Annotated in this window: 13 protein-coding genes; 11 read left to right on the top strand and 2 right to left on the bottom strand. The window is 42.5% G+C overall.

Going from position 1 to position 11,131, the window contains the following annotated elements; all coding sequences use genetic code 11:
* The 3 genes from C1I60_RS25190 to C1I60_RS04745 form a co-directional block, all read left to right on the top strand.
* Nucleotides 1-178: helicase C-terminal domain-containing protein (locus C1I60_RS25190; RefSeq protein WP_252361603.1), on the top strand; the 178-nt coding region annotated here is incomplete at its 5' end.
* The gene (locus tag C1I60_RS04750; protein WP_137060711.1) at nucleotides 168-689 is read left to right on the top strand and encodes a MarR family winged helix-turn-helix transcriptional regulator; all 522 of its coding nucleotides are present in this window, start codon (nucleotides 168-170) and stop codon (nucleotides 687-689) included. The genes C1I60_RS25190 and C1I60_RS04750, both read left to right, overlap by 11 nt.
* A 25-nt stretch (nucleotides 690-714) precedes the next feature.
* Nucleotides 715-1,323: a pentapeptide repeat-containing protein gene (locus C1I60_RS04745; RefSeq protein WP_137060710.1), complete on the top strand. Its 609-nt coding sequence runs from the start codon at nucleotides 715-717 to the stop codon at nucleotides 1,321-1,323.
* A gap of 133 nt (nucleotides 1,324-1,456) precedes the next feature.
* On the opposite strand, the gene C1I60_RS04740 is transcribed toward C1I60_RS04745, so the two are convergent.
* Nucleotides 1,457-1,633 (bottom strand): aspartyl-phosphate phosphatase Spo0E family protein, encoded by a 177-nt coding sequence (locus tag C1I60_RS04740; protein WP_082067086.1) that lies wholly within the window; start codon nucleotides 1,631-1,633, stop codon nucleotides 1,457-1,459.
* Between the two features lie 207 nt (nucleotides 1,634-1,840).
* On the opposite strand from C1I60_RS04740, the gene C1I60_RS04735 reads away from it, so the two are divergent.
* From C1I60_RS04735 to C1I60_RS04720, 3 genes are all read left to right on the top strand, one after another.
* Nucleotides 1,841-2,797 (top strand): nucleoside hydrolase, encoded by a 957-nt coding sequence (locus C1I60_RS04735; RefSeq protein ID WP_137060709.1) that lies wholly within the window; start codon nucleotides 1,841-1,843, stop codon nucleotides 2,795-2,797.
* 507 nt (nucleotides 2,798-3,304) lie between these two features.
* Nucleotides 3,305-3,643 carry a sigma-70 family RNA polymerase sigma factor gene (locus C1I60_RS24720; RefSeq protein ID WP_137060708.1) on the top strand — a complete coding sequence of 113 codons (339 nt, stop codon included), beginning with the start codon at nucleotides 3,305-3,307 and terminating at the stop codon, nucleotides 3,641-3,643.
* Between the two features lie 130 nt (nucleotides 3,644-3,773).
* Nucleotides 3,774-4,232, top strand: a complete 459-nt coding sequence (locus C1I60_RS04720; RefSeq protein ID WP_170970740.1) for a hypothetical protein — start codon at nucleotides 3,774-3,776, stop codon at nucleotides 4,230-4,232.
* Between the two features lie 49 nt (nucleotides 4,233-4,281).
* Here C1I60_RS04720 and C1I60_RS04715 read toward each other — a convergent pair whose 3' ends face one another.
* Nucleotides 4,282-4,611 carry a DUF4181 domain-containing protein gene (locus C1I60_RS04715; RefSeq protein WP_044644337.1) on the bottom strand — a complete coding sequence of 110 codons (330 nt, stop codon included), beginning with the start codon at nucleotides 4,609-4,611 and terminating at the stop codon, nucleotides 4,282-4,284.
* A 663-nt stretch (nucleotides 4,612-5,274) separates the two neighbouring features.
* Between C1I60_RS04715 and C1I60_RS04710 the strand changes: the two genes are divergently transcribed.
* Genes C1I60_RS04710 through C1I60_RS04690 form a run of 5 tightly spaced genes read left to right on the top strand, consistent with a single transcriptional unit; the run spans nucleotide 5,275 to nucleotide 11,111 of the window.
* Nucleotides 5,275-5,880, top strand: coding sequence for a hypothetical protein (locus tag C1I60_RS04710; protein WP_137060706.1), 606 nt, complete (start codon nucleotides 5,275-5,277; stop codon nucleotides 5,878-5,880).
* Nucleotides 5,864-6,397, top strand: coding sequence for a hypothetical protein (locus C1I60_RS04705; RefSeq protein WP_137060705.1), 534 nt, complete (start codon nucleotides 5,864-5,866; stop codon nucleotides 6,395-6,397). Before C1I60_RS04710 ends, C1I60_RS04705 begins: the two co-directional genes overlap by 17 nt.
* The gene (locus C1I60_RS04700; RefSeq protein ID WP_137060704.1) at nucleotides 6,390-6,767 is read left to right on the top strand and encodes a DUF4280 domain-containing protein; all 378 of its coding nucleotides are present in this window, start codon (nucleotides 6,390-6,392) and stop codon (nucleotides 6,765-6,767) included. Before C1I60_RS04705 ends, C1I60_RS04700 begins: the two co-directional genes overlap by 8 nt.
* A 52-nt stretch (nucleotides 6,768-6,819) precedes the next feature.
* On the top strand, nucleotides 6,820-9,666 hold the full coding sequence (locus tag C1I60_RS04695; RefSeq protein ID WP_137060703.1) for a contractile injection system protein, VgrG/Pvc8 family: 2,847 nt from the start codon (nucleotides 6,820-6,822) through the stop codon (nucleotides 9,664-9,666).
* Between the two features lie 38 nt (nucleotides 9,667-9,704).
* Nucleotides 9,705-11,111: a discoidin domain-containing protein gene (locus C1I60_RS04690; protein ID WP_252361563.1), complete on the top strand. Its 1,407-nt coding sequence runs from the start codon at nucleotides 9,705-9,707 to the stop codon at nucleotides 11,109-11,111.
* Nucleotides 11,112-11,131 lie beyond the last annotated feature (20 nt).

The raw sequence follows: 11,131 nt of genomic DNA, 5'->3' as shown, positions 1-11,131 counted from the left end.
GGTTCTTCAGGCAGGGGGCAGGCTTATCCGTACAGAATACGACGAAGGCTTGCTAGTGCTGGTAGACGACCGGTTCGCCAAGGAGCCGTATGCTTCTTTACTGCCGGAGGAATGGAGGAGCTATCGTTTGACGGAAGAAACGAGATCAGGGGAGGAATGGACAGACCATGAATTTTAATTTTCATAATGACTCTATACGCGGGGTGCTGCGTAGTTTTGGGCAAGAGGAAGCAGAAGTGGGCAATATGGAGACTTTTGTGACATTTGCGCGTTTGGCTAACGATATTTTCAGAGAAATGGATATGGATTTGGCCAAGCTGGGTGCCTCTCAGGGCCGGATTATCGTACTTAGCCTGCTGCATTGTCATGCGCCGTACCGGATGACACCATCAGAGCTGGCAGAAAAGGCCGATGTAACGCGGGGAACCATGACGGGGCTAATTGATGGTCTGGAGCGGGATGGCATGCTTGAACGAGTGGCCCACGAGAGCGATGGACGAATGGTAACTGTCGGACTAAAGGAGGCCGGACGAGAGTTGCTGGCGACGGTTGTGCCTTATTACACCAAGCTGATCCGTGCATGCATGGCCGAGTTTACGACAGAGGATCATGAGATGATGAAGGGCTTGCTCGGGAAAATGAAAAGGGGTTTTGAAGGGTCTTGCCGAAATGCTGAGTTCCTGATTTAAGGGATAAAGAATAGGGGGAGATGACATGTTTTTTTATACAGGTGAGGTCTATGAAGCGCGTGATTTTGGTCCGATGGATGCCCGGGAAGGCGAGTGGAGAAATTGTGAGTTTATCCGCTGTCGCTTTCGGGGAGTAGAGATGAATGAATCTCTTGTTGAAGACTGTACTTTTGTGGACTGTGATTTTACCGGAGCCATCCTGAATGCCTCTCATTTCAAGGAGTCTGCCTTTACGAATTGTCTATTTACCAGTGCCAATCTGTTTGTGGCCCGGTTTGATAACTGCAAGCTGGTAGGCTCAGATTTCGCGGGGGCGAATATGGATGGTATCACGATTACAGGCGGAGATTGGTCATACACGAACTTGCGTCATGCAGATTTAAGAAAACAGGATTTGCGAAAAATACGATTCAAGGAAGCTGACTTATCCGAATGTAATCTGGAAAAGGCAGATTTGCGCGAAGCAGATCTTAGCCGGGCAAGACTGCATAAGGCGAAGCTTCAAGGAACGGACCTGCGTGGTGCGAAGATGGATGGCGTGAATTTTAAAGATTTGGATATCACCGGAGCCAAGCTCGATATCCAGCAGGCGGTAGCCGTAGCCCGATCCTATGGAGCGAAGGTGGAAGGGTAAAAGCACGGAGTAAACAAAAAAATCCCTGCTCCAGCGGCAGAACCTGAGGATCAGGGCCGGGACAGGGAATGGGTGCTTTATATGTTAACTGACCCGAGAAGGGGAGAATTTTGTGGTGGGGACCAAAGAGGCATTAGCTTTTCTTTTTTCTTTGTTGGGCAAGGACTACATAATGATCCAGACGTTGACTTAGCTCCACAATGGAAGGGTCGGTAAAGGCTTCATGCTGTGCCTTTGTAATAAGCTCGCTTCGCAATTCTTCAATGATGGCAAGCAAACCATCCCCGGCTGCATTCAGATTGGATACCATAGGCTGCACCTTCTTCCCTGCTGCTCATTAGATTATAAAAGTAATTGCATAAAATTTGAATTATACATTAATGGTAAATATAGGTCATTTTTTGTTGGTGTAAAATAGTATAGCACATTTACTCCAGCGAAGCGATCAGGCATAATTAAAGATGATTGCCGATGAGAACATGCCTGTTACGCGGGGATATAAGGAAGGAAGAGACAGATGAGTCAGACAAACGTTTATTTTAATCATGATGGTGGAGTGGATGATCTGGTATCCCTGTTTATGCTGCTTCAGATGGAGCAAGTTCATTTGACCGGAGTATCAGTTATTCCAGCAGATGGTTACCTGGAGCCTGCGACGGATGCCAGCCGTAAAATTATTGATCGTTTTGGGCGAAATAAAGGGCCTGTGGAAGTCGCTAAATCTAATTCACGCGGTAAAAATCCATTTCCTGCCGCTTGGCGTTTACATTCCTTTTATGTAGATGCATTGCCAGTGCTGAATGAATCGGGAGAAATGGAAGCGCCGCTTTCAGCTCTGCCGGCTCATCAGCATCTGATCGAAAAGGTACGTGGAGCCGAAGGCAAAACACTGCTCCTGTTCACTGGACCGCTGACCGATCTGGCACGCGCGCTGGATGAGGCACCGGATATTGAAGCGAAAATTGACAAGCTGGTATGGATGGGCGGTACCTTTGAAAAAGGGAATGTAGAGGAGCCCGAGCATGATGGCACAGCAGAATGGAATGTGTTCTGGGATCCAGAAGCCGCATATCGGGTATGGCAAAGCGGCATTACCATTGATCTGGTGGCACTGGAAAGCACAAGCAAAGTGCCATTAACGCCAGCCGTACGTAAACGTTGGGCTGCCGAGCGCCGCTATGAGGGCGTAGATTTTCTGGGTAACTGCTACGCAGGCTGTCCGCCACTCGTCTATAGTGAGACGAACTCGACCTACTACCTGTGGGATGTGCTGACCACCGCATCGGTGGGACGTCCAGATATTGTAAAGAAAAAGACGGTACATTGCAGCGTTATCGCAGACGGCCCGAGTCAGGGCAGAACCGTGGAACAGGCGGAAGGCCGCCCTGTTAATCTGGTATATGATACAGATCCGGAAGCCTTTTTTACGTATATGTCGGATTTGGCCAAGCTGGCTGCTCCCAAGCGTTATTAGGCTCAGCCCTGCACGTATACGTAAGTTTAGAGTGACATTACTACCTATTAGCAAACATCCATGACATGAAAACCCGTGACGATATCCGTCACGGGTTTTTGTGCTCTTTTAGGCCATGCATGAGTAGAATCCCGCCTCTGCTTTAAGCAAATGCTTGAATGATCATACAATTGGGTGGCAGCAGAGAGAGTGACCCTCCCACGCGTTTGTAAACTTCACCGCGTTGTCTACCCAATTGATCAGCATCGCCGGATTTTAGCCTTGTTGGAGTCTAGCATGCATTATACGGGGTAGTACCAGCGAAGCTGTCACAGCCCGTAAAGTAAAGTTTCTATGCCGAATGGAAAAAGCATAGAGTAATGGGGCTTGCAAATAGTTTCGAAAAACTACATAATGCTATATTTTTTTCCATAGAAGGAATGCTCACTATTTTTAAGGTTGTTAAATGGAATTTGGTATCTCCCTCCCTTATATACACGTATAAGAATATAAGGGAGGTAATTTTCGTTGGGTGCCATTGAACATTATAGACGCGAGCTTTATAGAATTGCTTGGCGAATGCAGTATCGGGAAAAACGTGATCGCAAACGTGAAGTTTCTATGGAATGCAGTCCTAACCTCTTTCGACCCTCTTACTCGGATGAATCTGATAACAGAGTAATGTTGCAATCTTATATTAATAAATTAGCGTGTGAAGCAAGCAAAAAAGTCATCTATGAAATTTACATAAACGACAAAACAGAAGCCCAGGTTGCCAGAGAACTTAAAATCAGTCAACAGGTGATGAACAAATGGAAAAAGAAAGTACTCCGCGAATTATGTCAGATGATGAGTTTATGGAGTTAGTAAAACTTGCCCAAACCCAATCCGATGTAGAGGCCATGAATGCAATTTTTCAATATTTCGATCAAGATATTAAACGATTAGGAAAACTTTTCCGTATGCCAAAAGAGGATGCTATTGGAGGAATTTTATCATGGCTGATGTTCGTGAATATACTGAAAGAATTAGTGTTAGTGCCTCTGAACTTAACCTAATGGTTCGAGCACAACAAATTACCGTGGATGCCGTTAAACGGAAAGAAAGCGAAAGCTGGATTAGAAAACAACTCAGTACCATCGCTGGTGAAGCGACTACCATATTTGCTCTTGCCTTTGCTACAAGAACTGCTGCTGGTGTAGCATTGGGATTGGGTGCTCTTATAGCTGGCTCACTAGCGACTAACTATTTCCTCAACTCTATCACCGCTGGTCTGAACGGGACTTCGCGACACGCTGGCTGGTTTAATGTGAACACCAACAAATACATACGTATTGAATTTGAAGCTGCTTTTGTAGAGTACTCGAACGCTGGAGGTACAACACGTTACATCACTCAAGCTGGTTCTATTTACCGCATGCAACGGATCGATGGAACTTGGATTTACGCTTCTTAATCATCAATAGTAGTACAACAAAAAACCGCACTAATTGTGCGGTTTTTTGTTAAATTAAAACGTAAACAATTGTACCAACTACAGATATGGCCATCATCAATAGTGAAATAATATGTTTTTGTGAACTTCGAATATATTTCCATTGGAAGATAGATCGAACACCGAACACTAGAATAAGCAATACGCCAATCCAAACATATTTATAAGGTTCTTTAACAAAAAGAACTGACAAAATTACCACAATACCCCCAATCACAATGAACCACCTGTATGGGATAAAACCATCCGTGTCTGATATCTTCTCATCTGTTTTGCTGATAATTTTATCCAGAACAAATTGAATCACAGCTGCAATAAATAATACAAGAGCAAAACTCATTGGTATCACCTTCTTTTTCCATTTGTTCAACTGTACTACACCAATCCAAATTTTTCATGCATCAATAAACATATGATCCAATCTTATCCGGTTCGAGGCTTTCTTTTTTGTATCTCAAGGTCACGTCGCAGCTTGAACGAATCTTTATCAAACGATACAAAAAATTAGCATTTATGGGGTAGTACCAGCGAAGCTGTCACAGCCCGTAAAGTAAACCAGTGAAAAGTTCCGGTTTTTGTTGGTATCGGAACCATAGTTCTGCTTTGCACTCGTTATTCTGGTTCAACGTGGTTTCCAAGGCGCAATTTGAACCACGTAGCTGTCATGAAGTGCAAACATGTGGAAATTGGTGGTAACTACTTTGCGGGTGGTGTCACATTCGCTGGTACTGACCCTATACATGATTATTTCATTGTAGGCCGCGATTTTCTACTTCCATTTACCTAATCGCTTGCGCAAACCTTCATTTCGTAGGTCTAATGAGGAGGTTTTTTGAGAGATATAAGATATACGAATACATATTTATGAAATTATTTAATGATTTTTTTGGTTTTTTATACATTCATTTTCAATCTCATCATATGAAAAAAGAGTAATTAAATAGGAGGATAGAACCAGTAATATCATGTAAATATTCTATATAATAGGTTCAGAGGTGGGATTATGAATAGACTGGAAGCACTAGAACACTTTCAAAAGACCTATGCAGAAGAAGTGCTGAATCAGAAATTACACCAAGTAATGTCTTTGTATGAACAAAGAAAAGAAGAGTTAATGCAATCCTTCATTCAATCCTTCCAGCGAATTTGCTTGCAAGCCAATCATCTAGACACGGCAAAAGCAAAGATCGGATACATTACTTATTCTATGAGACGTACGTATCTGATGGATCGAAACTATAACTATGTCATCGAAGCCTACGATAAAAGCTGGTTCTTCGATCCCCGGCCATGTCAGGGATTTTATGATACAGGATGGGCATTTAGTTATCTGGGAGAGCTGGAGGATGAATTGAATCAGCTCCGAAAACCCTATATGAATAAAATTATTGAGCCTGATGTCGAGCGTTTTGTACTCCAAGCGGCGGATCATTTCCATACTTATATTGTGAAGTTGGCTAAGGATGCTATTTCACAGGCTACACAACTACCTGAATTCAAGGCGTTGAAATGCGAGGATGAATTGGAAGTAAGAATAGGGGAGTATAAAGGAATCAGTGAGGCGGTGTATTCAACAGCTTATGGAGTACTACATGATTCAACAGGATAATCGTATTACAGAGTATATGTATCCAGTAGAGACGAATCGCAGACAGTTATTGGAATGGGCAGAAAGCTCATCATTTACGGATGAAGAATCTATTTTACAATTTTATGTATCAGGTGATGCGGACTATATTGATTTTATAGACCATCCTGTATCCATAATTTCTGAACAACTAAAGGAAATATTTGATATATATCAAGCCGGATTAAGCTGGAAGTTGGTTGTTTTTGCGAATATGCAGCGAATGCAGCAAACGAGGTATTGGCTGGCTAACCTGCCTAGCCTTATGTGTTTATCACCACTTAGTGAATATCATAGAGACGGTACACTGAGGAAAATCATTTTAGATGAATATGCAGTGGAGAATCATAAGATATTCAGGGTTCAGGATGCCAATCATCATATCGTTGTGGATCTTGATGTGGCTGAATGTATTTTAAGGTTCAATTTGGCAGGCTTGAAATTACAAAAGGTCGATACAGAGGGCCATCTATACAAAGGAGAGTCCAAGAATGAGTGAGAGCTATGTAGTGGATGGGGCACAGATACAGTGTAACTATGGAAGTCATACGGGGAGGTTTAGTATTTCAGCTAACAGAGGGATTCGTATTGGCGATAAAATGCAGGGGAATATTCAGGATTTTCACCCGCAGACTCATATCCCTTCATTCGGAATGTGCCGCAGTATGCACAACCCTATAGTTTCTTCTGCTAACAAAGGGAATTCCGGAAAAATCATTCCGCAGCCCTGCAAACCGAGCGTTTCTATGCCTTGGTTGAATGGAAAGAAGGATGTATACGTAGATCAATCTCCGGCTCTTATGAGCTGCTCCACAAATTTATGCATGTGGTGTGGAAAAATTTCATTCGCGACAGACGGGCAGGATTAGCTACTGATTGTAGGAAGTGACATCATATGGAAAGACAAATGGGGGGAGTAAGATGGGACTGGCAGGAACTGTGCTGACTTATGGAAATATTAGAGTGAATGCACCGTATGAAATTGTCCGGCTGCTGGATTTCGAATTGACGCAGAAGGTGAATGAGCACGGCAAGGTGTACATCACTGCTCTCATACCGGATGAGGATCATGCTAAGTATGACGGTTTAGCACATGATGAGGATGTGCTGGAGGTATATGAGACGGATGAAGATCGAGGGACGGTTAGTATTTTTAAAGGAATAGTTACTAATATTAGCATTGGATTCAAAAATGGCGTATATCACATGTACATAGAGGCTGCCTCTTTTACATATTTAATGGATAAACAACGGAAAAATCGTTCGTTTCAAAACAGCAACTTGACATATTATCAATTGTTCCGCGAAATCATAGATGCCTACCCACACGGGGATTTTATTGATCTGACTGACAGCGATAAAAAGCTGGACGGCTTTTCGATTCAGTATGGGGAGAGTGATTGGGAGTTTCTAAAAAGAATGGCCTCTCATCTGCAAACTGGACTGATTGCCGAGATTACATCAAAGTTTCCGAGATTATGGCTGGGTACATCGAAAGATCAGGTGAAAGGTGAACTGCGTAGCATTAACTTTTCCCTCCAAAAAACAAAATCAGGCCCCCAGTATACATATGCTGAAGTGGAGGATACGAAACGCTTTGAACTTGGAGATGTCGTCGTGTTTCAACGAAAGCATTGGGTTATGGATCAGGTGAATGCAGAGATGAAGCAAGGTATCATGACATACGACTATACGCTTGTTCCAGAAGCAGACATTGCGAGGGAGGTTATATATAATCAACTCATACAAGGTGCCTCCATTGAAGGGAAAGTCATTGAATTAGATGGTGAAGGAGAGTCGGTTAAACTTCACTTGTCCGTAGATGCTGTGCAGTCCAAAGCAGAGGGGTGCTGGTTTTCTTATCCAACCTTGTATACCGGTGGTGGGATCGGTTGGCACTGCATGCCTGAGCTTGGGGATCATGTCCATTTGTATTTTCCGTCCAACAAAGAGCAGGAAGCTCGCGTGGTTCAATCTATCCGTAAGAGAGACTACAAAGGCGATGAAATCAGCAAGCCGACAAGAAAGCTGTTCCATACCAAAACTCAAAAAGTGGCGAGATTCGATGATAAAGAAGTAGCTCTCTCCACCCAGAAAGACAAGATACTTGTACGTTTAAATCCTGCATCCGGTATTCACGTGTATAGTCATCATGACATTACCTTTCAAGCAGATACAGACTTGGTGCTTCACGGCAAAAAGGTACAGATGACCGCTACTCGCGAAATATCTCTGGCTTGCAAGACCAGCTATATCAGAACCGACGGAACGCTTCATATTAAGGCTAGTAAGTTTATGAAAAATCAGGTGCCTGATGCAGAACTGAAAGCCTATAAATCCCTGATTCAAGAATTGAAGGGAAAGGGATATCCACAATGGGTGCAGGATTTGCTGCTTCAATTTAAAAAGGACTACTATAAAGCCATGGCAGCAGGGGACAAAAAGGGTGCTAAGGAAGCGGCAGCCAAGGCCAAACAATTACGTCAGCAGGTGGCAGAAATAGATCGTATGCCTGCCTGGGCAAGAGCACAAATGCATGAATACACGTCCCAGTGGTGGGAAGCGCACGGCGCAAATGACAAAGCCAAGCAAAAGCAGATGCATCTTCTTGCGAACCAACTGCGTGACAATGTGCTAATTAACGAGCTGATTCGCGGGCATTCTGCCAGCTCCTATCTCGATGCGAACCGGCTAGAAGAGCTATCTGGACAATACGCAGATGCGGCTCATAAGCTGACTGTTGCTGATCAAAAGGCCATAGCCAAGGAAGCCGCCGCTCTGCGTAGTAAGTATGGCGTGAACAGCCTGCTGGCCAGAGAGAATTTGAACAAGCTTGCCAAGAAGTATCCAGACAGCTTCTCGTACAAGCTTCCAACAACAGGCGATTGGGATAAGGAGCTTAACGCTGCACTGCAAGATTTTGCGAAAAAATACGGTCTGGAGAATAAGGGCTATGGTCGTGATGTACTCGCAGTGTATCTGCATCAAGTAGCCAACGGCATTCTTCCATGGCCTAAGGTTAATAAGGCTGCAACGCCGACTGTTCCAACAACGAAAACGGAACCGGGCAAGAAAACGCCGACTACTCCTGAAAAGCCAACGAAGGAGGAAACGAAGCCATTAAATCCTGAGGATTATAAAGATGGATTGGTAGCGGTGAAAAAGATTGAAAATTATATAAGTAATAAAGGCATAAAAGGTAATCAAGCTCAAGCTTTGTATAGAATAAATGATTACACCAATAACAGTATCATTCAAAAGAAGCTGTCTTCGAACCGTAAAGCACCACTCGTGTTTTTCTTTGAAGGAGACGGCTCATATAGTTATAAACAAGAAGATCACCCGGAAGGTCGATATGGAGCTATGGCAATTGTGGTGATAGACGGCGAAATTAAGTATACAAGCAAAAACGCCAGCACACTTCCTGATTATGAGAGCAAGGATAAAACTGTTAAAGATGGAGTGTATGAGTTTGTAGGAGGGTTGCATCGGGGCTCTTATCCTGCTTTGCGTATTCGGGATGGTGCAGCAGTTCCAGCAACCAAAGGAAGCCAAAAAAAGGATACTACAGCAGAAGGCGTAAATATACACAAGGGCTACAATAATGATACTAAAGGTAGGCCGACTTCAACAGCTTGTATTACAGTCCATAAAGACGAGTATGTAAGATTTTTGAGTTCAGTAGGCGTGGTGAAAAATTCATTGGATGAAAAACCTAATCCTGTAAAAGGGCTAGCTATTCTTGATCGGAAGGATAGATCAAAGTGAAGATGATCAGAAACATATTAATCATTCTTTTTTTAATCGTGTTGTCAGCATGTAATGCTTCTCAAAAAGTCCCTACTTCCTTTTCTTCGAAAACGGTGGATATGGCTTCAGAAGTGGTGGAATCATCTAATAAAAATGATAAAACGGAGGTTGCTAAAGAGAATAGGAAGAAAGAATGGGCTTTAACGGTAGAAGAAGGTAAAGAAGACCCTGCAGAATTTTTAGTTCAGCTAGAAGGGTCAAAAGTTGAACGGTTCTTAAGTGCCGAGAAACTGATTAGTCTCCTACATTCGAAGGAGGATAAAGAGAAATATCGAGATTCTTATGTAGATGTAGGGAGAATCCAAAAAGATGGGAATCAAATCGCATTCGTATTAGATTTATTTAAAGAAGCGAGATTAATAATACAGATTTATGAATTGGATTCGGGTAAAAAAGTAAATGAATTTATGCTGCCTTATAACCACCCAGTAATTTCTTCTGATTTAACGAAGTATTTATATGAGGATAAAGATAAAGCGTATATATATGACACGTCAACTAATCAATCAACAGCTATTCAATTAGATGGAAGTTCTATCGATGTAGATGACATTCATCAAGGACAATTTTCTCCAGACAGTACCCAGTTTTGTTTTACTGACAGCCAGCAGAATATTGTCGTATTTGATGTATCAACTCATAAAATCATTAAGAAAATCCATATAGATTCTGGTATGGCGATAGTCAACCAATGGAATCAGAAAGATAAAATAATCTACTCCCTTGATTCTATGTCAGTGACTAAAACGTACCTGTTAAATTTAAGCAAGGGAGAGGAGCGCCTTTTAGGCCAAGGGATGGAACGACTCTTAATGTCTCGTGATGGATCGGAGTTATGGTTTGAAAAGGTAGACTCGCCCTCCAATTATAAACTAAATATAAATACAGGTTTGGAAAGTAAAGCCCCATCCATCACTACAGTTGATGGAAATATGGCAACACCTGTGCAATGGTTTTATACCGCTAATGACTTTTCCAAATATGATAGCGAAATAAAAGTGTATCAAATCAAAGCTTCCTCCACTCTGCCAAGTAAAGGCATGCAGACTTATGATGCCAAAAATCTGGTGGATGGAGATACATCTACTGCATGGTGTGAAGGCGTGAAAGGCAACGGGGAGGGGGAAACTATACTGTTAAATCTGGGATCATCACAGAAGGTAAAGGGTATCGAGTTGATTAACGGATATGCTAAATCCGAAAAAAGTTATCGGGAGAATAACAGAGTTCAGAAGCTAAAACTGCAATTCTCGGATGGTTCTTCCCTAGAAATGAATGATTTTAACACACGTAAAAAATTTAAAGAGCCTATTAATACCTCATTTATTAAACTTACTATTTTATCAGTTGAACGTGGAACGAAATATCAGGATACATGTATTTCCGATGTACGGCTTTTCTAGCATTCTTACAAAAAGGAGAA

It is taken from the genome of Paenibacillus terrae, assembly GCF_005217525.1.
GTDB lineage: Bacteria > Bacillota > Bacilli > Paenibacillales > Paenibacillaceae > Paenibacillus > Paenibacillus terrae_C.
The sequence above is the reverse complement of the archived record's forward strand: the minus strand, read 5'-3'. Positions and strand labels throughout refer to the sequence as shown.